Source organism: Ruegeria sp. D4 (genome assembly GCF_056534475.1).
Genome location: NZ_JBQFPJ010000002.1, coordinates 85,360 through 107,208, shown reverse-complemented (window position 1 = coordinate 107,208; position 21,849 = coordinate 85,360). Strand labels below are relative to the sequence as shown.

21 protein-coding genes are annotated in these 21,849 nt (G+C 58.4%); 13 read left to right on the top strand and 8 right to left on the bottom strand.

Going from position 1 to position 21,849, the window contains the following annotated elements:
* The first annotated feature begins 50 nt into the window (after positions 1-50).
* From ACR0MI_RS04530 to smpB, 4 genes are all read left to right on the top strand, one after another.
* Complete coding sequence (locus ACR0MI_RS04530) at positions 51-1,067, top strand: P1 family peptidase (RefSeq protein WP_170612924.1); 1,017 nt, start codon at positions 51-53, stop codon at positions 1,065-1,067.
* Between the two features lie 113 nt (positions 1,068-1,180).
* On the top strand, positions 1,181-1,594 hold the full coding sequence (locus ACR0MI_RS04525) for a c-type cytochrome (RefSeq protein ID WP_170612926.1): 414 nt from the start codon (positions 1,181-1,183) through the stop codon (positions 1,592-1,594).
* A gap of 209 nt (positions 1,595-1,803) precedes the next feature.
* On the top strand, positions 1,804-2,346 hold the full coding sequence (gene idi / locus ACR0MI_RS04520) for an isopentenyl-diphosphate Delta-isomerase (RefSeq protein WP_170612928.1): 543 nt from the start codon (positions 1,804-1,806) through the stop codon (positions 2,344-2,346).
* Between the two features lie 47 nt (positions 2,347-2,393).
* Positions 2,394-2,870: an SsrA-binding protein SmpB gene (gene smpB, locus ACR0MI_RS04515; protein WP_170612930.1), complete on the top strand. Its 477-nt coding sequence runs from the start codon at positions 2,394-2,396 to the stop codon at positions 2,868-2,870.
* A 13-nt stretch (positions 2,871-2,883) separates the two neighbouring features.
* Here smpB and glpK read toward each other — a convergent pair whose 3' ends face one another.
* The 3 genes from glpK to panB all read right to left on the bottom strand — a co-directional run bounded on the left by glpK (position 2,884) and on the right by panB (position 6,108).
* Entirely contained in the window at positions 2,884-4,362 is a 1,479-nt protein-coding gene (gene glpK / locus ACR0MI_RS04510) for a glycerol kinase GlpK (RefSeq protein ID WP_170612932.1), read from the bottom strand.
* Between the two features lie 67 nt (positions 4,363-4,429).
* Entirely contained in the window at positions 4,430-5,272 is an 843-nt protein-coding gene (gene panC / locus ACR0MI_RS04505; protein ID WP_170612934.1) for a pantoate--beta-alanine ligase, read from the bottom strand.
* Positions 5,269-6,108 carry a 3-methyl-2-oxobutanoate hydroxymethyltransferase gene (gene panB, locus ACR0MI_RS04500; RefSeq protein ID WP_170612936.1) on the bottom strand — a complete coding sequence of 280 codons (840 nt, stop codon included), beginning with the start codon at positions 6,106-6,108 and terminating at the stop codon, positions 5,269-5,271. Before panB ends, panC begins: the two co-directional genes overlap by 4 nt.
* 183 nt (positions 6,109-6,291) lie before the next feature.
* Here panB and ACR0MI_RS04495 point away from each other — a divergent pair, with 183 nt between their 5' ends.
* From ACR0MI_RS04495 to ACR0MI_RS04470, 6 genes are read left to right on the top strand one after another with little or no spacing between them, the layout of a single operon-like run.
* Positions 6,292-7,767, top strand: coding sequence for an ABC transporter substrate-binding protein (locus tag ACR0MI_RS04495; protein WP_170613158.1), 1,476 nt, complete (start codon positions 6,292-6,294; stop codon positions 7,765-7,767).
* A gap of 60 nt (positions 7,768-7,827) precedes the next feature.
* Positions 7,828-8,898, top strand: a complete 1,071-nt coding sequence (locus tag ACR0MI_RS04490; protein WP_480491067.1) for a ligand-gated ion channel — start codon at positions 7,828-7,830, stop codon at positions 8,896-8,898.
* A 40-nt stretch (positions 8,899-8,938) separates the two neighbouring features.
* Complete coding sequence (locus ACR0MI_RS04485; protein ID WP_170612937.1) at positions 8,939-9,886, top strand: ABC transporter permease; 948 nt, start codon at positions 8,939-8,941, stop codon at positions 9,884-9,886.
* Positions 9,883-10,698, top strand: coding sequence for an ABC transporter permease (locus ACR0MI_RS04480; RefSeq protein WP_170612938.1), 816 nt, complete (start codon positions 9,883-9,885; stop codon positions 10,696-10,698). The genes ACR0MI_RS04485 and ACR0MI_RS04480 overlap by 4 nt, the downstream gene beginning before the upstream one ends.
* On the top strand, positions 10,695-12,293 hold the full coding sequence (locus tag ACR0MI_RS04475) for an ABC transporter ATP-binding protein (protein WP_170816834.1): 1,599 nt from the start codon (positions 10,695-10,697) through the stop codon (positions 12,291-12,293). The genes ACR0MI_RS04480 and ACR0MI_RS04475 overlap by 4 nt, the downstream gene beginning before the upstream one ends.
* Before the next feature lie 34 nt (positions 12,294-12,327).
* A complete protein-coding gene (locus ACR0MI_RS04470) occupies positions 12,328-13,779 on the top strand; it encodes an aldehyde dehydrogenase family protein (RefSeq protein ID WP_170612942.1) in 1,452 nt (483 codons plus the stop codon).
* Between the two features lie 4 nt (positions 13,780-13,783).
* Here the strand turns inward: ACR0MI_RS04470 and pncB are convergent, their stop codons facing one another.
* On the bottom strand, positions 13,784-15,076 hold the full coding sequence (gene pncB / locus ACR0MI_RS04465) for a nicotinate phosphoribosyltransferase (RefSeq protein WP_170612944.1): 1,293 nt from the start codon (positions 15,074-15,076) through the stop codon (positions 13,784-13,786).
* 164 nt (positions 15,077-15,240) lie between these two features.
* Here pncB and ACR0MI_RS04460 point away from each other — a divergent pair, with 164 nt between their 5' ends.
* Positions 15,241-15,798 carry a hypothetical protein gene (locus ACR0MI_RS04460; protein WP_170816833.1) on the top strand — a complete coding sequence of 186 codons (558 nt, stop codon included), beginning with the start codon at positions 15,241-15,243 and terminating at the stop codon, positions 15,796-15,798.
* On the opposite strand, the gene pncA is transcribed toward ACR0MI_RS04460, so the two are convergent.
* Positions 15,795-16,388 (bottom strand): bifunctional nicotinamidase/pyrazinamidase, encoded by a 594-nt coding sequence (gene pncA, locus ACR0MI_RS04455; protein ID WP_480853750.1) that lies wholly within the window; start codon positions 16,386-16,388, stop codon positions 15,795-15,797. The two genes, ACR0MI_RS04460 and pncA, sit on opposite strands and share 4 nt — an antisense overlap.
* Positions 16,389-16,484: 96 nt before the next feature.
* Between pncA and trhO the strand changes: the two genes are divergently transcribed.
* Both trhO and ACR0MI_RS04445 read left to right on the top strand, forming a co-directional pair.
* Positions 16,485-17,390, top strand: a complete 906-nt coding sequence (gene trhO, locus ACR0MI_RS04450; RefSeq protein ID WP_170612950.1) for an oxygen-dependent tRNA uridine(34) hydroxylase TrhO — start codon at positions 16,485-16,487, stop codon at positions 17,388-17,390.
* Positions 17,391-17,431: 41 nt separating this feature from the next.
* On the top strand, positions 17,432-17,974 hold the full coding sequence (locus ACR0MI_RS04445) for an ion channel (protein WP_480440990.1): 543 nt from the start codon (positions 17,432-17,434) through the stop codon (positions 17,972-17,974).
* 25 nt (positions 17,975-17,999) lie between these two features.
* Here ACR0MI_RS04445 and ACR0MI_RS04440 read toward each other — a convergent pair whose 3' ends face one another.
* The 3 genes from ACR0MI_RS04440 to motA all read right to left on the bottom strand — a co-directional run bounded on the left by ACR0MI_RS04440 (position 18,000) and on the right by motA (position 21,830).
* On the bottom strand, positions 18,000-18,527 hold the full coding sequence (locus tag ACR0MI_RS04440; RefSeq protein WP_480440992.1) for a hypothetical protein: 528 nt from the start codon (positions 18,525-18,527) through the stop codon (positions 18,000-18,002).
* 298 nt (positions 18,528-18,825) lie between these two features.
* Positions 18,826-20,964, bottom strand: a complete 2,139-nt coding sequence (locus ACR0MI_RS04435; RefSeq protein ID WP_480853747.1) for a hypothetical protein — start codon at positions 20,962-20,964, stop codon at positions 18,826-18,828.
* Positions 20,961-21,830 (bottom strand): flagellar motor stator protein MotA, encoded by an 870-nt coding sequence (motA, locus tag ACR0MI_RS04430; RefSeq protein WP_170612956.1) that lies wholly within the window; start codon positions 21,828-21,830, stop codon positions 20,961-20,963. The genes ACR0MI_RS04435 and motA overlap by 4 nt, the downstream gene beginning before the upstream one ends.
* Positions 21,831-21,849 lie beyond the last annotated feature (19 nt).

Here is a 21,849-nt window from a genome sequence, read left to right as displayed (position 1 = left end):
AGCACCCCCACCGGGGGCAGCGCTTTGCTGAGACAAGGGAAACCCTCTCGATGAAACCCGGACCTAAGAACCTGATCACCGATATCCCCGGGCTTTTGGTCGGAAATGCTCAGGATGGCCGGTTGAAATCCGGCACAACCGTTCTAACGGCCAATCAGCCTTTCACCGCGTCCGTGCACGTGATGGGCGGCGCGCCGGGTACGCGCGAAACCGATCTTCTGGCCCCCGACAAAACGGTGACAAAGATAGATGCCATCGCCCTGTCCGGCGGGTCGGCTTTTGGACTGGATGCCAGTTCCGGCGTGTCGGATGCGCTTCGGTCGCAAGGCCGGGGGTATCCGGTCGGCCATACCGTGGTCCCGATCGTGCCCGGGGCAATCCTGTTCGATCTGCTCAACGGCGGTGACAAAAGCTGGACCGAGAACCCGTACCGTGCCTTGGGGCGCGCCGCTTTTGACGCGGCCTCAAAGGACTTTGCGCTGGGCACGGCCGGTGCAGGGACCGGAGCCCTGGCCGCTATGCACAAGGGCGGGCTTGGGTCTGCATCGCTTGTTCTGGACACGGGCGTCACCGTCGGGGCTCTGGTCGCAGCCAACCCGCTGGGCAGTATCACCACGCCCGGCGACCGTCATTTCTGGGCTGCGCCTTACGAAATTGGCGACGAATTCGGCGGTTTAGGGCCTGATTTCAGAGCGGGCCTGGGGCTGCCTCAGGTCAGCCTCAAGGCGCAGGCCATGCGACCGGCCGAGCCGGACAAGACCAACACAACCATCGCTGTCGTGGCGACGGACGCCGCTTTGACCAAACCGCAATGCCAAAGGCTGGCCGTGGCCGCGCATGATGGCATTGCACGCGCCATCCTGCCCGCCCATACGCCGGGCGACGGTGATCTGGTCTTTGGTGTCAGTACCGGGTCAATGCCTTTGGAGAACGAGGCAGTGCTGGGAATGATCGGGCACGCCGCCTCACTATGTCTGGCGCGCGCCATCGCGCGGGCGATTTATCTGGCAACACCAGCGGCTGGCGATCTTTTGCCCTGTTGGTCCGGGTCACATGACATAAGTTAAGGACGGCCACTATGCCGCAGTGGCACAGTGGCCGCGCGCGGCAATCTGCGCGTTGACTCTTTTTTGCGCCGACGATCCATTCGGTGCAGCCAATTCGTATCGGAGCAAAAGCTATGAATCGCATCCTCGCAACCGCAATCGTCGGCCTGATGGCCCTACCCGCATATGCAGAAGGCGACGCCGAGGCCGGCAAAAAGACCTTTAACAAATGCAAATCCTGCCACCAGATCGCCGATCCTGCTGGCGAAGTTATCGTCAAGGGCGGCAAAACCGGTCCGAACCTGTATGGAATCGCGGGTCGGACCGCAGGCACCGTCGAAGGGTTCAAATACGGCGACAGCATCGTGGCTGCAGGTGAAAACGGGCTGGTTTGGGATGAAGCGACCTTTGTCGAGTATTCGCAAGATCCCAAGACCTTTCTGAAATCCTATCTGGATGACACAGCTGCCAAGTCCAAGATGACATTCAAACTGAAAAGCGGCGGCGAAGACGTCTACGCTTATATCGTCAGCGTTTCGGGCGAATAATCTCCAGCCATCAGACGACCTGTGTGAGTACAAAAGGCCGCAGCCCCTGCGGCCTTTCGTGCGGTTGATAACGGGTACGATCAGCGCCACGTTGGGAATGCGCGGCCAGTCACGCTCTGAACATGTGATGCCGCGACGCCAAGCCGATCCGGCCAAAGGTAATCCGCAATGTCCCGTCACACAGGCGGATTGGCAGCAGGAGACAACAAATGGGTATCATGATCCCGGCATGGGTCGATGGCGAACTGACCCCCGTCGACAAGCTTGAGGCGCATGAAAAGGGCCTGCGACACAAGGCGGTGTCGGTCTTTGTCGTGCGTGGGACAGAGATATTGCTGCAGCGCAGGGCGTTGGGAAAGTACCATACGCCGGGCCTGTGGGCGAACACCTGTTGCACACATCCTGACTGGGGTGAAACCGCATCCAAATGCGCTGTGCGCCGTCTGCGCGAGGAACTTGGGATTACAGGGCTATACCCGGAATACCGTCATCGGCTGGAATACCACGCCGATGTCGGCAACAACATGATCGAACATGAAGTCGTCGACGTGTTTCTGGCCAGGGCTCGTGGTTCTCTGAAAATCGAGCCTAATCCGGAAGAAGTCATGGAGATCCGCTGGATCGACTATCACGATCTTCTGGCCGAGGTGCAGCGCCACCCATCCCGGTTTACGCCGTGGTTGAAGATCTATCTGCACAACCACTCTGACACGATTTTTGGCCCCGATCTGATCATCTCGGCGCCATCCTGACGTCTACGGCTTGCAAGGTCCGCCCAAGCCGCCTAAATCAACGCGTCATGGCCAAACAGAAGACAGACCCGAACTACAAAGTCATCGCCGAAAACCGGCGTGCCCGCTTCGATTACGCGATCGAGGACGATCTCGAGTGCGGCATCGTGCTGGAGGGGTCCGAGGTCAAGTCCCTGCGCGCTGGCGGATCGAACATCGCCGAAAGCTATGCTTCGGTCGATGACGGAGAATTGTGGCTGATCAACAGTTACATCGCGCCCTACGAACAGACCAAGGTCTTCAAGCACGAAGAACGCCGCCGGCGTAAGCTGCTGGTTTCGCGCAAGGAATTGTCGAACCTGTGGAACGCGACCCAGCGCAAGGGCATGACACTGGTGCCGCTGGTTCTGTATTTCAACCACAAGGGCCGCGCGAAGCTGAAGATCGGCATCGCGAAGGGCAAGAAGCTGCACGACAAGCGCGAAACCCAGGCCAAGCGCGATTGGTCACGGCAGAAGCAGCGGTTGATGAAGGATCACAGCTGATCCTTCACTGGTTTCAGAACGCCATTGAGGCGGAAACGGCACGTTTCCACCTGTCATAGGCCGCATCGCGGTCTTCGGCGGACATTTCTGGTACAAACCGGCGATCCAACGCCCAGGTTTCCGAGAATCCCTGCTGGTCCGGATAGATGCCGGCGCGCATCCCGGCCAGCCAGGCAGCGCCCAGGGCGGTGGTTTCCTGCATCACAGGGCGGTCAACCTCGGCGCCGAGATAATCCGACAGGCCCTGCATCGCCCAATCCGATGCACTCGCCCCGCCATCGACGCGCAGGGTGACATCGGTATCCGCGCCCCAATCACCCTGCATGGCATGCCACAGGTCGCGCGTCTGGTAGGCGATGCTTTCCAGCGTAGCCTTGGCAAACTCGGCGCGGCCCGAATTGCGGGTCAGGCCAAACACCGCGCCGCGGCAATCCGGCTTCCAATAGGGTGCCCCAAGGCCGGTAAAGGCCGGAACCAGCACAACATGCTGGTTGGGATCGGCCTGCTGTGCCAGTTCTCCGCTTTCCGGCGCCGAGTCGATAATCTTGAGCGCGTCGCGCAGCCATTGAACCGCCGCCCCGGCGACAAAGATCGACCCTTCCAGCGCGTAAGTCCGCTGACCGTCCAGCTGATAAGCGATGGTGGTCAACAGGCGATTGTTGGATTTGACCGGCGTTGGTCCGGTGTTCAGCAGCGCAAAGCAACCCGTGCCATAGGTTGACTTCATCATCCCGGGCTGGAAACAGGCTTGTCCGATGGTGGCGGCCTGCTGGTCCCCGGCCACGCCCAGGATTGGAATATTGCCCCCAAACAGAGACGTATTTCCGAAGTCCGACGCGCAGTCATGTACCTTCGGCAGCATATTCATCGGTACATCCAGCAGATCGCAGATCTCGGCGCTCCACTCACCCTTGTGAATGTCGAACAGCAGAGTGCGTGCGGCGTTGGTTGCGTCGGTTGCGTGGCTGCGTCCTTCCGTCAGGCGCCAGATCAGGAAGCAGTCGATGGTGCCGAACATCAACTCTCCGGCTTCGGCCCGTTCCCGCGCGCCGGGTACGGTGTCCAGCAGCCATTTTACCTTGGTGCCCGAAAAATAGGGATCAAGCAGCAGACCGGTCTGGGCGGTGACGTCATCTTCACAACCGGCCTGCTTGTAGCGGGCACAGATCTCGGCGGTCCGGCGGTCCTGCCAGACGATGGCGTTGTGGATCGGTTTGCCGGTGGCGCGGTCCCAGACGACGGTGGTTTCGCGCTGATTGGTGATACCGATGCCAGCGATCTGATCTGCGGCTACGCCGGTGTTGTCCATCACCTCGCGGCAGACACGCAGGACGCTTTCCCAAATTTCCTCGGCATCATGCTCGACCCAGCCCTCCTGCGGGAAGTGCTGAGTAAATTCGTGCTGCGCGGTGCCGACGCGCTGCATATCCGTGTCGAACAAAATGGCCCGCGATGATGTGGTGCCCTGATCAATGGCAAGAATATAGGTCACGCCTGCGCCCTCTCCCGTTTGGTTTTGCAGGACTTTAGCGCAAACAATGACAATCGTGCCAGAGCGTTCAGACAGGAATGTTGTCGATCAGCCGAACACCTTCAAGCCAGGCCGCTGCCAGCAGACGGGCAGGCCGCTCAGCATGGCTCAAGGGTTCCAGTGTCTCGGCGCAGTGCAGTTTCAAATATTCCACCTGCGCAAAGCCAGCAGCAAGCAGGTCAGTGTGCGCCTTCGAAGCCAGCGGATCGAAAGCTACCCCGCCATCCAGCGCGTCCGCCAGTTCCTGCATGACCCTGCTCATCTTCGCGGCAGTTTTCAGCCCTTCGGGTGACAGGCGCAGATTGCGCGAGGACATGGCAAGACCCGAGGGTTCGCGCACCGTGGGGCAGCCGATCACCTCGATGGGGATATCCAGATCCCGCGCCATCCGGCGAACGACCAACAGTTGCTGATAGTCTTTTTCCCCGAAATAGGCTCGATCTGACTGTGTTTGAAGGAACAGTTTTGCGACCACCGTGGCGACTCCGTCAAAGTGACCTGGGCGGAATTCGCCCTCAAGCACATTGGTCAGACCCATGACAGATACATTGGTGGCGAAGCCCTGCGGGTAGATTTCCTCGGGCTCGGGCACATAGATCGCGTCGACACCGAATGGGGCCAGCTTCTGTGCGTCCTCGATTTCGGTGCGCGGATAATTGGCCAGATCCTCGGGGTTGTTGAACTGTTTGGGGTTCACAAAGATCGTGACGATCACCCTGTCGGTGCCCGCCTTCGCGGCCTCGACCAGCGACAGATGCCCCAGGTGCAACGCACCCATTGTGGGAACAACCCCGATCACCTCGCCCTTGCGACGCCAATCGGTGGTCAGCGCGCGCAGGTCCGCCAGACGGCGAAGGATTGGAGCAGTCATTTCCCGGGTCCCTTGGACGGTGCCCGGTCGGCAAAGACATGTTCGTCCGCCGGAAAAGTCCGCGCCCGGACTTCGGCGGCGTATTCGGTAATGGCAGCCTCGGCCAGAGGGCCAAGCTCGGCATACCGTTTGACGAATTTCGGTTTGAAAGCGGTGAAAAAGCCCACCATGTCGTCTACCACTAGGATCTGTCCATCGCACCCGGCGGACGCACCGATACCAATCGTCGGGATCGCAATCTCAGCCGTAATGCGGTCGGCCAACCCTTGCGGAACTTTCTCTAACACGACGGAAAATGCGCCGGCTTCGGCGACGGCATGGGCGTCGGCCAGCACGGCGTGGGCCTGACCATCTCGGCCCTGTACCTTGTAGCCGCCCAGCGTGTTGATCGATTGCGGCGTCAGGCCGATATGAGCCATCACCGGGATGCCACGCCTGACCAGAAAGCGGATCGTCTCGGCCATCTCAACGCCGCCTTCCAGCTTGACGGCTCCCGCGCCGGTCTCTGCCATCAGGCGGGCCGCGTTCTTGAACGCCTGTGCCGGGTCGTGTTCGTAGCTAGCAAAGGGCATGTCGATGACCATCAAGGCCGTCTCCAACCCTCGCGCGACGGCCTGGCCATGCAGGATCATCATCTCCATCGTCACCCCAAGGGTCGATTCCAGCCCGTGCAGCACCATGCCGACGCTGTCGCCCACCAGAACAAAATCGCAATGGGCATCCATCAGCCGCGCCATCGGAGTGGTATAGGCGGTCAGGCTGACCAATGGATCACCGCCTTTTCGGGCGCGAATATCCTCGGCATTTGGGGCTTTTTTGCGGGCTGTGGCGCTCATGCTCGTTCCTGCAGGGTCAATGTTGCAGTGCAGCATAGCAGATCGCGCGCTGGCGAAGAAACCCCGGTTGCGCGAACATTTCCTTGAATGACCCGAGGTTTAGAGTGACATTGTTATCAATAAAGCCGGTGACAGCATGAGCCGGTCTGTTTTCAGTGGGGAGTTAATTTCGTGACAATACAGATGTTTCGACCCTTTGTGTCAGCACTGGCCGTCAGTGCCAGCCTGTTTGCCAGCCAGGCCATGGCCAAATCAGATATCACAATAGCGATGGGGCTTGAGCCGCCGCATCTGGACCCGACAAGCGCGGCGGCACAAGCGATAGATTCGGTCGTTTACACCAATATCTTCGAGGGCCTGACCCGTTTCATGGGTGACGGATCCGTTGTCCCGGGTTTGGCGGAAAGCTGGGAGATTTCGGATGATGGCACCGAATACACCTTCACGCTGCGCGACGGGGTGACGTTCCATGACGGCACGACCATGGATGCCGAGGACGTCAAGTTCAGTCTGGATCGCGCCCGCGCCGAAGACAGCGCCAATGCGCAGAAGGCGTTGTTCGCCGGAATTCAGGATGTCGAGGTTGTTGACCCGCTGATCGTCAAAGTCACCTTGTCCGAACCCAATGGCAATTTTCTGTTCAACATGGCCTGGGGCGACGCGGTGATCGTTGCGCCCGAAAGCATAGAAAACATCAAGACAAATCCGGTCGGCACCGGCGCTTATACCTTTGGCAATTGGGTTCAGGGCGACAGCATTACGCTGAACCGCAATCCTGATTACTGGGGTGACCAGCCCGCACTGGAAACGGCCACCTTCAAGTTTATCTCGGACCCGACCGCTGCCTTTGCCGCCATGATGGCCGAGGATGTGGACGTTTTCGACATTTACCCGGCTCCCGAGAATCTGCCTCAGTTCGAGGCCGATCCGCGGTTTCAGGTTCTGGTCGGCTCGACCGAGGGCGAGACGATTCTGTCGACGAACAACAAGCTGACCCCGTTCGATGACATTCGCGTTCGCCAGGCGCTGGCTCATGCTATTGATCGTCAGGCCATCATTGACGGTGCCATGTTCGGATACGGCACGCCAATCGGCACACATTTCGCGCCGCACAACCCGGCTTATGTGGATCTGACCGGCAATTCTGCCTACGACCCTGAAAAGGCAAAGGCGCTTCTGGCCGAGGCGGGTCTGGAAAACGGGTTCGAAACCACGCTGCATCTGCCGCCGCCATCTTATGCCCGCCGTGGCGGTGAAATCATTGCCGCGCAGCTGGCCGAGGTCGGTATAACGGCCGAAATCATCAACGTGGAATGGGCGCAATGGCTTGAGACGGTGTTCAAAGGCAAAGAGTTCGGCCTGACCATCGTAAGCCACACGGAACCGATGGATATCGGTATCTATGCGCGCCCCGACTATTATTTCCAGTATGACAGCACTGATTTTCAGGCTCTGATGGATACCTTGAATTCCACCACCGATCCTGACGAACGCGCACGGCTTCTGGGCGAGGCGCAACGGCTGATTTCGAATGACTACGTCAATGGATATCTGTTCCAGCTGGCAAAGCTGGGCGTGGCCCGGGCCGGAGTGCAAGGGCTGTGGCAGAATGCGCCCACCGCCGCAATTGATCTGACCGGGATCAGCTGGTCAGAATGATATCACGCCGGGGCCGCGTCTGGCGGCCCCGGTGATCCTCAACTCAAAGCGAGCCCGAATGTGAAACTGGTCCGCGTCATATGTCTACTGGCTGTGATGACATGCCTCTCTTTGATCGGGGGCGGGCCGGCATTGGCGCAGAATACGCTGGGCGGCGGGCTTCACGCGCTGAAGGGGACACCGGAAAACCCGCTGCAGGTCGGGATCGGTATCCGGATCGATCAGATCACAAGCGTGGATCAGAAGGCTGAAAATTACGGGGCCGTCGTCATATTGAGGGCCGAATGGACCGATCCGACGCTGGCCTTTGACCGGGATGAAGTCGGACGCGAAATTCAGGTTTTCAACCCTCCGGTGCTGGCCAATCACGCCCGCGAACTGGGGGCGGTTTTGCCTGCGTTTGTGGTGCATAATCAGCAATCCAACAAGTGGGTCCATGAAGCCGCCGCCTCGGTGCGCCATGACGGGCACGTTGTCTATGCCGAGAAATCCTCGCTGACCTTGCAGGCCCCGCATTTCGATTTCCGGAAATACCCCTTCGACACGCAGCAGTTCTATTTCGAAGTTGTCTCGGTTTTTCCGACTGAATACGTGTCCTATTACCCGCTCGAGGCGTATTCAGGCCTCGGCGATCTGCTGGGCGAGGAAGAATGGATCTTGGACAACGCCCGGGTCGAACACTCGACCGTGATCGGACTGTCCGGCCGGGATAGTGACCAGATTGCCCTGGCCTTCGAGGGTCACCGGCACCTGACCTACTATGTGATCCGGGTATTCCTGCCGATGCTGGTGCTGATCTCTGTCGGGTGGGCCTTGTTTTTTCTGGATGAATACCGCCGCCGGATCGAGATCGCCGGGGGTAACCTGCTGGTGTTCGTGGCCTTCAATTGGGCCATTTCTGCCGACCTGCCCAAGCTGGGCTACCTGACTTTCCTGGACTTCATATTGCAATGCATGTTCCTGATGACCGGGGCACTGATCGTGTTCAATGTCGCGCTGCGCAAGCTGAAAGTTTCCGGTCGCGAGGACGTGGCGCGAAAGCTGGACAACTATGCAATCAAGTGGATCTACCCGCTGGGTTACGCAGCCATTGTCGGCTATGCGATTTTTGCCTTTCTGATGACACCTTAGGTGCTGGACCCGTGCGGTATGCGCCCCTAACGTGGACCTGATGCTGCGCTATGCCCTCAAACGTCTGATTTCTTTGCTGATCAGCCTCGCCGTCGCCTCGGTCGTCATCTTCGCGGTGATCGAAGTCGCGCCGGGTGATCCGGCCTCTTTCATGCTAGGCGTGAATGCACAGCCCGATACTTTGGCGGCGCTGCGGGCTGAACTTGGGCTGGATGGGACAAAGCTGCAACGGTATCTGAACTGGGTCGGCGGCATGTTGGTGGGGGATTTCGGCACGTCCTACACGTATCGCACACCTGTTTCCCAGATGATCGCGGATCGTCTTTGGGTGTCGCTCCCCCTCGCGCTCTATGCGTTGACGCTGTCTACCCTGATCGCCTTTCCCGCCGGGATCTACGCAGCATCCCGCCGTGGCAAGCCGGGTGATCTGGCGGTGATGGGTGCAACGCAGCTGGGCATCGCGGTGCCGAATTTCTGGTTTGCGATGATGCTGGTGCTGATCTTCGCCATCAATCTGCGCTGGTTCAATGCGGGAGGGTTTGCAGGATGGAAGGATGGCCTTTGGACCGGTCTGCATTCCCTGACCCTGCCTGCAATTGCGCTGGCCTTGCCGCAGGCGGCGATTCTGGCGCGTGTGATGCGGTCGGCCCTTCTGGACATTCTGGGCGAGGATTTCATGCGCACTGCCCGGGCCAAGGGGCTGACCCGCCGCCGGGCGCTGTGGCGGCATGGGGTTAGAAACGCGCTGATCCCGGTATTGACCATCATCGGGCTGCAGTTTTCCTTCCTTCTGGCCGGCTCGATCATCATCGAGCAGGTGTTCTATCTGCCCGGCCTAGGGCGACTGGTGTTTCAGGCCATCTCGGCGCGCGACCTGATCGTAGTGGAATCCGTGGTCATGCTGCTGGTCTTCGCCGTCATCACCGTCAATTTCCTGGTCGACCTGGCCTACGCCGCCGTTGATCCAAGGTTAAGGAGCCGGACATGAGCCGTAACCTGATCCTCGGCACTGCGCTATCCTCGCTGGTTCTGCTGGCGGCCCTTTTGTCATTTGTCTGGACGCCCTACGACCACGCCACGCTGAACATCCCCGGCAAGTTGCAGACACCGGACTCAATGCACTGGTTCGGAACCGACCATTTCGGGCGCGACATGTTTTCGATGATCATGGTCGGTGCGCGCACGTCGATTGCCGTGGCGCTGGTGGCCGTCGGCATCGGCATGGCGCTGGGCGTGCCCTTGGGACTGGCGGCGGCCGCCCGCAAAGGATCCTGGCTGGACGAGGTGATCATGCGCGGCAACGATCTGGTCTTTGCCTTCCCTTCGCTGGTCATTGCCATCCTGATCACCGCTGTTTTTGGCGCCGGTGCGATCAACGCGATCATCGCCATTGGTATCTTCAACATCCCGGTCTTCGCTCGAATTACCCGCGGCGCGGCTCTGTCGCTGTGGGAGCGGGAGTTTATTCTCGCCGCCCGTGTCTCGGGCAAGGGCGCGGCGCGGATATCGGTCGAACATATCCTGCCCAACGTCGCCAATCTGCTGATCGTGCAGGGCACGATCCAGTTCAGCCTTGGCATCCTGGCCGAGGCGGGCCTGTCCTATGTCGGTCTGGGTGCGCAACCGCCCACGCCAAGCTGGGGGCGGATGCTGGCGGATGCGCAGACTATGGTCAGTTTTGCCCCGCATTTGGCTCTGATTCCGGGGGTGGCGATCATCGTCACGGTTCTGGGGCTGAACCTGCTGGGCGATGGTTTGCGCGACTTTCTGGATCCACGTATTCGGGTGGCCCGCACATGAGCCTGTTGCAAATCGAGAACCTGTCATTGTCGATTCATGGCGCGCCGATCCTCAGACAAGTCGGCCTGACAATTGATCCCGGACAGATCGTGGCCGTAACCGGTGAAAGTGGATCCGGCAAATCCATGACCGCGTTGGCCGTGATGCAGTTGTTGCCGAACGGAGCGGTGGCCAACGGCACCATTCAGCTGGACGGACAGGATCTGATGCAGCGGTCCGAGAGCCAAATGTGCGCCCTGCGTGGCGCGGCCATCGGCATGGTGTTCCAGGAGCCGATGACTGCGCTCAACCCGGTCATGACGATCGGTGATCAGGTGACGGAAACGATTCTGATCCACAAGGCGATGTCACCCGCCAAAGCCCGCGAGCAAACGCAAAAGGTTCTGACCCGCGTCGGCCTGCCGCCCGACCGGTTTCCGCTATCGGACTATCCGCACGAACTATCTGGCGGTCAGCGTCAGCGCGTTGTGATCGCAATGGCCATCGCCTTGCGACCTCGGCTTCTGATCGCCGATGAACCGACCACCGCACTGGATGTCACCACGCAGGCACAGATTCTGGACCTTTTGAAGGGGCTGGTTCGCGAATACGGCATGGGATTGCTGATGATCACCCATGACCTGGCGGTTGTCGCCGACATGGCGGACCAGATTATTGTCATGCGCCACGGCGAAGTGGTGGAAAGGGGTGCAACGAACGATCTGCTGCGGAACATGCAGCACCCCTATACCCGTATGTTGTTCGAAGCCTCGGACCATCAGGTCACACTTCCCGATCCCGTTCGACCGGGCCCGCTGCTGGAGGTGACAAATGTCGTTCGTGACTACCGTTTGCCCCGCAGGCGGTTATTCGAAACACCGGCTCGCCACCGGGCGGTAGATGACGTCAGCTTTACCCTCAGCCGGGGTGAGCGCCTTGGTCTGGTCGGAGAGTCCGGTTGCGGAAAATCGACACTAACACGGGCAATTCTAGGGCTTGAAGATGTTCAGGGTGGGCACGTTCTGTTGAACGGGCAGCCTGTTTTTGCGGCCCACAAGCCCAATCTTGCGGTGCGCCGTAACATGCAGGTGGTGTTTCAGGACCCATTTGGCAGCTTCAACCCACGCCATCGTGTCGGGCGGCTGATCACCGAGCCGTTTCACCTGCTGGACACCCCGCCGACGGGATCAGAGCGGCAGGACAGGATTTCCGAGATGCTGACGGCCGTTGGCCTCAGCCCCGGTGACGCCGGAAAATACATACATGAATTCTCGGGTGGGCAGCGTCAGCGGATCGCCATCGCCCGTGCGCTGATCATTCGGCCGGAACTGATCCTGTTTGACGAAGCGGTCTCGGCGCTGGATGTATCGGTTCGGGCGCAAATCCTTGACCTGCTGGCCGAGCTTTGTGCGACCTATGATCTGACCTATCTGTTCATAAGCCACGATCTGAGCGTCGTTCGCACGATCACGGATCGGGTCATGGTGATGCAATCCGGACGAATTGTTGAACAGGGTGAGACTGAAGCCGTCTTCGGCAATCCTCAGCATCCTTATACACAAAAGCTGATTTCCGCTGCGCCAAAGCTGCCGGATTACAATCGAGGTGCCGCGTAAACTGCCTTGTTAGAGCCTGAATTGGAGACATTGAATGACTGATCAGATCTGGTTTGACCCAACTCGGTGTCTGATAGCAGGAGAGTGGATATTACCGATCAGCGGCGGTACCTTGCCCCTGACCAATCCCTCGGACGGATCAGAAATCTGCCAGATTGCGCGCGGCACGAAGCAGGATATCGATGCTGCTGTTGGCGCGGCCCGGTCCGCTTCGAATGGAGCGTGGGGCCGAATGACGGCGCTGAACCGAGGACGTATTCTGACCCGCTTGGGGCAACTGGTTCTGGAAAAGGTCGAAGACCTTGCCACTCTCGAGGCGATGGATGTCGGCAAACCTCTGACCCAGGCTCGCGCAGATGCAGTTGCGTTGGCGCGCTATTGCGAGTTCTACGGTGGCGCAGCAGACAAGGTCATGGGCCAGACGATTCCATATCTGGACGGCTATACTGTCTACACGCTGCGCGAGCCGCACGGGGTTACCGGCCACATCGTGCCCTGGAACTACCCGATGCAGATCATCGGCCGGTCTGTTGGCGCTGCGTTGGCGATGGGCAATGCCTGTATTCTGAAACCGGCAGAGGAGGCATGCCTGACCGCGCTGGCTTTTGCGCATCTGGCGCTTGAAGCCGGCTTGCCGCCCGGCGCGCTGAACGTCGTGCCCGGGCTTGGGGCCGAGGCCGGAGCGGCGCTGTCGGCACATCCGGATGTCGACCACATCTCATTTACCGGATCCGTTGCAACGGGCGCATTGGTGCAGCAGGCGGCGGGGCGCAACGTGGTGCCGGTGACGCTGGAACTGGGCGGAAAGTCCCCTCAACTGGTGTTTGACGATGCCGATCTGGATGCTGCGCTGCCGTTTCTGGTGAACGCAGGGATTCAGAATGCCGGCCAGACCTGCTCCGCCTCGTCTCGCATATTGGTGCAGCGCGGTATTTACGATCAGGTCCGGTCGCGTATGGCCGAAGCTTATGAACAGTTGTCTGTCGGACCGGCGATGCAGGATTTGCGGGTTGGCCCGTTGATTTCGGACCGGCAAAAGCAGATCGTGACCGGGTTTCTTGAAAAAGGTTCCGATCTGAACATCGCGGCACAGGGGCGGATCGCTGAGGGTGCGCCGGAAAGTGGCGCTTATGTTCGTCCGACCCTGTTCTCGGACGTGCCGCCGGATCACGTCCTGGCCCGGGACGAGATATTTGGCCCGGTACAGGTTCTGATCCCTTTCGATACCGAGAAACAGGCTCTAAATATAGCCAACAGCACCGATTACGGTCTGGTTGCCAGCATCTGGACCCGCGACGGGGCGCGGCAGATGCGGCTGGCGAAACAACTGCGTTCGGGACAGGTGTTCATCAACAATTACGGTGCAGGTGGCGGGGTCGAATTGCCCTTTGGCGGGGTGGGGAAATCCGGTCACGGACGCGAAAAAGGGTTCGAGGCGCTGTACGGGTTCTCGCAACTTAAAACAGTGGCGGCTTTCCACGGGTGATGATCTAGACGATCACTTCGATCGCCTTTTGCGCGCCAACTCCGAACACGCGCTTGTAGCGTTCGATCTGATCCGCCGGACCCATAGCCTTTTCGGGATTGTCCGATAGCTTCACTGTCAGGCGGCCATTGGCAGAGACTGCCTTGCACACCAGCGAAAACGGCGCCAGCGCATCATTTGGCACGAGACCTCGGAAATCATTGGTCAACAGGGTCCCCCAACCGAAGGACACGTTGACCCGTTCCGCAAACTGGCCGTGCAATTCCTGAATTTTTGCAACATCCAGCCCGTCCGAAAAAATGATACGTTTCTGGCGCGGATCCTCGCCGCGGGATTTCCACCAGTCGATGGCAATCTCGGCTCCGGCGGCCGGATCGCCGCTGTCGATACGAATGCCGGTCCATCCGGCCAGCCAGTCGGGCGCGCTGTCCAGAAACCCCTTGGTGCCATAGGTATCAGGCAGGATAATCCGCAGATTGCCGTCATGTTCCTCGTGCCAGTCGCTCAGGACGTCATAAGGCGCCTGGGCCAGGTCCGCGTCGCTATCGGCCAGTGCGGAATAAACCATGGGCAGTTCATGGGCATTGGTGCCGATGGCCTCGACCTCGCGTCGCATCGCGATCAGGCAGTTCGACGTTCCGGTGAACGAACTGCCCAGCCCTTCGATCATCGCTTGAACGCACCAGTCCTGCCACAGGAAGGAATGACGCCGGCGGGTTCCGAAGTCGGCGATCCCCAAGCCGCCAATACCGCGCAGTTGTTCGATCTTTTCCCAGACCCGTGTCATCGCTCGGGCATATAGTACCTGCAGTTCGAACCGGCGCATGTCATTCAGAACCGCGCGCGACCGCAGTTCCATCAACACCGCCAGCGCCGGGATTTCCCACAGCATGACCTCGTGCCATTTGCCCTCAAAGGTCAGCTCGTACTGATCGCCTTTGCGTTCCAGGTGATAGGGCGGCAGGCGCAAGTTTTCGAACCATTCCATGAAATCCGACCGGAACATCTGCCGCTTTCCGTAGAAAGTATTGCCGCGCAGCCACGTGCTTTCACCGCGGCTGAGGCTGAGCGAGCGGATATGATCCAGTTGCTCGCGCAGTTCGCCTTCATCGATGAGTTTCGCCAGCGGAATGTGATTCGACCGGTTGATCAGCGAAAAAACGACGTCCGTTTGGGGCTTATTTCGAAACACTGACTGGCACATCAGAAGTTTGTAGAAGTCCGTGTCGATCAAAGACCTGACAATCGGGTCGATCTTCCATTTGTGATTGTACACGCGTGTCGCAATATCGACCATGTGGAACTCCTGCGATTTCCATTGTTAGATCAATCGGAACGATGAATGGCAAGAGTCGCCCAATTGGTGACAATGACAAGGTCCAGTCACATTGCGGGCAAATTGTGTGTGCTTTTCACGGGTTAGTGAAAAGAGGGGATGGACATGTGAGTTGAGTTTAGTGAATGGGTCTCGAGTACGACTTTGATATTGTAACGATTGCACAGGACGAAGTGGAGCCAGCTCAGGCGGACACAGAAGCTTCGCAAAATGGGAAGACGCGGGCTCGAGCCTTGTTCCGCGACTTTCAGACGGCAGAAGCCCTGCGCGACACGTCACCGAATATCCGCAAGATGTTTGTGGATGCCGGGTTCGATTTTGAAACCCGGAACAGCAGTTTGCCCAATGGTATCTATCGGGCAGAAGACGAGGATTTGCGAAACCTCGTCATCCAGCGCCTTTTTGCCAATATCAAGGCCACGGGCCTGGCGGGTGAGTATTGTGGTGAATTTGATTTGTGGGCGTTTCTGAACGGCATCAAAACCGCCCGCCCACAAGGGAAACGCCGCCGAAAACCACCAATACAGTTGCTGCCCTACATTCAGCCTGAACCGGAAAGCGCACCGCAACCGGTGCCGCCCAAACGGCGGACGCTGCCCTGGCGCATTGGAATCGCGCTGGGTCTGGCTGTACTGATGATTATCCTGCTCAGATTTCTGGCAGCAGCCGGCGCGACGCCTTAAATCAGGGTGACGCCGGCCTTGTGCATGGCGTTTTCCGCCGCCTTCAAGGATCCGTCCAGATCAATGGCGCGACAGGCCGCCATCCTGACAGTCACGTCAAATCCCAGACGCGCCGCGTCAAGTGCTGAAAACTGAACACAAAAATCAGTGGCCAACCCGACAAGCGTCAGTTTGGTGATTCCACGGGTGTTCAGATACCCCTCCAGGCCGGTGGGTGTTTTCTGGTCGTTCTCAAAAAAGGCCGAATAGCTGTCGACGGTAGGGCGAAATCCTTTGCGAATGATCAAATCTGCATCGGTTCTGAGCTCCGCATGAAACGCGCTGCCCTGGCTGCCCTGAATGCAATGATCCGGCCACAGAACCTGGGGACCATAAGGCATTTCGATCGATTCAAATGGGTTACGGCCGGGATGCGAACTTGCAAATGATGAATGCCCATCCGGGTGCCAGTCCTGGGTCAGAATGACCGCGTCGAAGTCGTCCATCATGTCGCTTATTGGGGCGACTACTTCGTCGCCGCCGGGAACAGCCAGCGCGCCGCCGGGGCAGAAATCGTTCTGAACATCGATCACGATCAGGGCATGAGTCATGCGGACCTCCTTCCGTCGATCTATCGGTAGGCGGGCAGATGGGGGGCGTCAATCCGTTCTCTTGCGACTCTGCGCGGGTGGTATTAGATCGCGCGCATGTACACAATCGCCGCTCTCTATCACTTTACCCGATTCACCGATCATGCCGCACTGCGTGAGCCATTGCTGGAACTGTGTCAGGCGCAGTCCGTCAAAGGAATCCTGCTGCTGGCGCAAGAAGGGATCAATGGCACAATTGCAGGCCCGCGATCCGGGATCGATGCTGTTCTGGCCCATATCCGCGCCCTTCCGGGTTGCGCCGATCTGGAATGGAAAGAGGCTTCGTCGGATCACCCGCCCTTTGGCCGGATGAAAGTGCGCCTGAAGAAAGAGATCGTGACAATGGGGCAGCCGGATGTCGATCCGCAGGCGCGCGTCGGTCACTATGTCGAACCTGAAGACTGGAACGACCTGATCCGCTCGGATGACGTTGTGCTGATCGATACGCGAAACGATTATGAGGTGGCGATCGGCACTTTTGAGGGCGCAATAGACCCTAAAACAGCCAGTTTTCGCGATTTTCCGGATTGGTGGGAGGCAAACAAGGACCGTTTCCACAACAAACGTGTCGCCATGTTCTGCACTGGTGGTATCCGATGCGAAAAATCCACCAACTACCTGCTGGGGCAGGGGGTCGACGATGTCTATCACCTGAAAGGTGGGATTCTGCGGTATCTCGAAGAGGTTCCGGCCGAAGACAGCACCTGGCGGGGGGAATGTTTTGTGTTCGACAACCGGGTCTCAGTCGGGCACGGGTTGGTCGAAGGGCCGCATAACCTGTGTCATGGCTGCCGGCGCCCGATTCTGCCGGATGACACGAAGCGGCCAGAATACGAGCATGGCGTTTCATGCCATCATTGCATCAATGAGACCTCGGAGGCGGACAAGATGCGCTTTCGCGAACGGCAGAAACAGATTGCACTGGCCCGCGCCCGTGGGGACGCGCATTTGGGCGCAAACTGATCGCCACGCGTTAAGGGTTGTCGATTTCCGCCGGAATGCGGATGATCGCGCATACGCAACTGTCCGGAACACCCATGTCGACCGAACCAAGAACGCTGGAAGAATGGAAATCGACTTTGGCCGCCGCCTTTGGGCTGGTTCTGGTCAGCTTTCTGGCCTGGTACGCTCTTTCCAGTCTCAACGAGGCCACGGCAGGGAATACGATTGGCACGATTGCTTCGGGCGCGCTGGTGCTGTGGCTGATCTCGCAGACCTGGTACTACATGACTCAGGTCACGTCTCCCCGTCGTCAGCTGTTGTTGATGGGAATATCGTTCATACAGGTGGTGCCGTTTCTGTTCGCTGCGGCTTACGGCGCGTTCGGCTATTATGACCTGTGTGTTGTCGGCGCAAAAGGTCCGGCCGATGTTCTGTACTTTTCATATGTGACTTTCACGACCGTTGGGTTTGGAGATCTGAAGCCCGCCGGTCTGTGCCGCGGCCTGGCAGTGGCCGAAGCGATCACCGGCTACATTCTGCTGGGCCTGTTCGTGGCCGCGGCAGTTGGGCTGTATGGGCGCGAACACAACAGGCATCCGCACTGACCCCTGAATACCCTCGCAAAAGAGTCTATTTGTTGCTGTCGATCCACTGCGACATGCGTTGCTTGTCGCGAAAGCACTCGGAAGGAATAGGCCGGCGTTTGCTGCGTGAAATACGTTCGGCAAAGGCCACCTGCTTGCCAGTCGGGTAATTTGCGAAGGGTGAAGGATCGTTAGGTTTGTGTGCCGAAATCCAGTCCGACATTGTTTTTCGGTCTCGCTGCGCCTCAACTGGAATTTCCAGAGCAGACTTTTCCGCAATGGCACGGGCATAGCGCATCTGCCGGTCCGTCACCGGCAGCATGTGATAGTCGTTGCTGGGCGCATCAAACCAGCTTTGGCGGGCAGCGTTGGTCATAGCTCGAAAACCTCCGTTCCACATGAGAACAAATATAGAACATTTTAGGAACTTTTCAAGATTTCCGCTGACCGGCTTCTGATTGAGCCGATATTTGTCCAGCCTGTCCCCTCGCCATGCGAGCAATTTGGCGCGCTTTTTTGCGTCCAATGGAAATGAAGGAACGATTCGGTGTGAATTCAACCCATGTTCGGTCACGTCGCCGATAGTGGCAGGTTGAACGGCGACAATGCGCGCAAATTGTATTGTGCCCGGATCGGCCTGCTTTTGATCAGTCTGCTAAATGAAATTTGATCGAAGCTTACTGCTTCTCGAAACCTTAGACTCTGTACATCAAGATCAATCGACCGAGAAAGTGCTGCCAAAAGGTAAGGAGAGATTAAGCCCGGTAAGACCAAAGTTACCTTTCCCACAGCATAACAGTGCTGTTTGTGATCGAACAGCCGATGCGCCTATTCCCTTGATCTACTCATGCAATCGTGGGCAGTGGCTTTCGTTAAGGATCAAGCGCGGCAAGCAACTCGGCAATCTTTTGGCCCGTATCTTCACTATCTTTCAAAAGATATGCCGCATCTGCCAGCGGTTTGGCCGGGTTTCGTGCTGGTTGATTTGCCAAAGCCCGCGTCGTTGCGGCAATCTTTGCGAACTGCCCGTTTTGATCTGCTGTTTGATCTGTCAGATTGGCCAGCCAGAAATACCTATCGGCTTCATTCAGCGTCCCAAGCTTCTTCGATAGTTCACCGGCTTTTTCGAAATCTCCGACAATACGGGCCACCTCAATCCGAAGAAGGTCGGCTTGAACGCTATCATCGTCGGCAAGCTCGAGCATGGCTTGATGAGGACGCCCGCCCAGCAAGGCCGCGCGAGCCCTCAGTCTTGCACGCTCCGACCGTTTGATACTGTCTTGCGGACGGCTGGCGAAGAAATGGGCCTTTGAAGCAAACCCGAGCATCGCCAGCCGATCGGAAAGTGCGATGGCAGTTTCGGTGCTCAGATCCGACACGAAGTCATCCGCCAAGCCTAGGGTTCGGCGCAGGAATGTCACGTCATCCGAGCGTTCCGCCACCATCAACATAACCTGGTTCAGCGTTCCCGCCCTGCCTTCACTCGCAGGCAGGCTTTCGGCAAGATCCACCGCCGCATCGAACTGGTCACTCAGGCTCAGCGCCACTGCATGGGCTTGCAACATCATTGACCCAATTTCCGATCTCCGGAACTCCAGCACATATGCTGCCGCCAGATCGACTTCCTGAGCCGAGACCGCACCCCTTTCCCCCCAGCGTTTTTCTATCAGTTGCGCCAGCGCCAGCGGGGCTTCCAGCACGGCATCCGGTGACGAGATGACTTCGTTCAGTAAAGCCTCTGTTTGCGGGTCATCCCCTTCAGCACTGGCAACCGCAGCTTTCGCGCGACTGACCTCAGGCCGGCTTTCGGGCTCAACTCTGTCGATTGTCCGCAGGATCCGCCGCGCCGCCTCAAGTTTCTGGCCTTCCACCAGGATATTCGCCAATGACGGGCCGAAGTGGCGCTGCAGATGGTCCGGCAGGCGCGGGAAAGCTTGTTCAATGGCCTCCAGATCAGCATCGGACCGTAGTGTCTGTTCACTTAACACCGACCACAACGCCGCGTCACTGGTGCACCTTTGAAGGCTTTCGAACGGGTTCGGTTCAGCGACTGTCTGATCGTCAATGATCCGGGCAATGGCCGCGATCCGGTCCCTATCGGAAGATTGCGAAGTGGTCAGATCCAGCACCTGTAAAGCCTCGATTCCGAAACCGTGGAAAGCGTATAGTCTTGCCAGTTTCATGACAGTTTCCGAATCCACACGATCAAACTCTTCAAAGAGTCCGACTCGTAGATCGGCTATCTGTTCGGAAAAGGAACGCCCATCTGACCAGCTATCAAACCCGATTTCCGCGCGCGTCAGACAGGCCGGGCGCGATGGCACCGGTTGAATGTCCGGCACCGGAAAGCCCGGCAAGTCCTCCAGCACTGACGAAACCCGGAAGTTCGGCTCCAGGTCCGGCAAATCTTCCAAATCGTGGACCTCAGGCACCCGGCGCGGTCCCTGGCCGGCAAGGTTCAGGTCAAGGACGTCGCGATCCGCGCCTTGCACGAACCGCGTAGAAAGCCGTTCTTCTATTCTTTGCAATCCCTGTTCAAGAAGCGGTAGTGCAAATGGCTTTGGCGCCCGGTCAGACGCGGATTGTTCTTGCTCGAAACCCTGCGAGATGTCTGGCACGGACACCAACAATGGGCCAAGTGGTGGCAGGACATCCACTGGGGCAATATCGATGACGATCATCGTGCCCTGATACAGAAAGGCAGACGCGGCACAGTCACACCCGAATTCCATGTCCAATTCGGCACCAGACCGAGCCTGAGAAAGCGTGCTCAAACGGGCGCTTGAGAGTCGGGCAAAGACAGACCCTGTTTCGAACCTGACATCGTCAATGGCCACCTTCAGACGCGCACCGTTCTTTTTCTGGGTCAAAGCCCACTCGGTTCCATGAGGAACCTGCGCGACAAGCCGCGTGTGCCCGTCATGTTCGCCGGATCGAACCGTGACGGATTGTGCCGCGGCACAATTGGCGACCACGAACAGAGAAATAGCGAGAAGAGCACCCCGGATCATGCCGCCGCCTGTTTGAGTTCCTTCAGCGCATCCTCCAGTTCGGCAAAGCCGGGGCGGTTGTGCGTTGGCGTGTTTTGTCGTCCGACTTCAATACACATTGCAGCGTTGTGGTTGTGCAGGTTGGCAACCAGAACCTCTTTGATCAGTTGGTAGAAATGGTTGTCCTCCTCGACCACGGCTTTCAGTTTCCCCACGAACGGTCCGACTAGGCCATAGGCAAGAAAGACACCCAGAAACGTGCCGACCAGGGCGCCGCCGATCAGCTTTCCCAGAACTTCGGGTGGCTGGTCGATCGATCCCATCGTCTTGATCACACCCAGAACCGCCGCGACAATTCCCAGCGCTGGCAGCCCGTCGGCCACGGTCTGCAACGCGTGGCTGGAATGCATGGCGTGGTGGAAATTGGCCTCCATCCGTTTTTCCAGCACTTCTTCCACCTGATGCGGATCGTCATAATTCATGGCCGCTGATCGCATCGTGTCACAGATAAGATCCACCGCTTCCTGGTCTGCCTGAATTTTCGGATATGCAGAAAACAGTGTAGAGTTTTCGGGTTCTTCGATATGCTGCTCAACCTCGACCGGGTTGGCTTTGGCCATGCGGATCAGGGAAAACAAAAGGCACAGCAGGTCGCGGTAATCCTGCGGTTTCCATTTGGGTCCCTTGAATACCTTTCCCATGTCTTTGGCGGTATGCTTGACCGCGCTCATGTCGTTGCTGATCAGAAATGCCCCAACAGCGGCTCCGCCGATCATCATCATTTCAAAAGGCAATGATTTCATAATGATAGCCATCTTGCCGCCAGCCGCGAGATAGCCGCCGAAAACCATGACGAAAATGACGATGATTCCTACAAGTCCGATCATCTGCGTTCTCCGGCAAAAT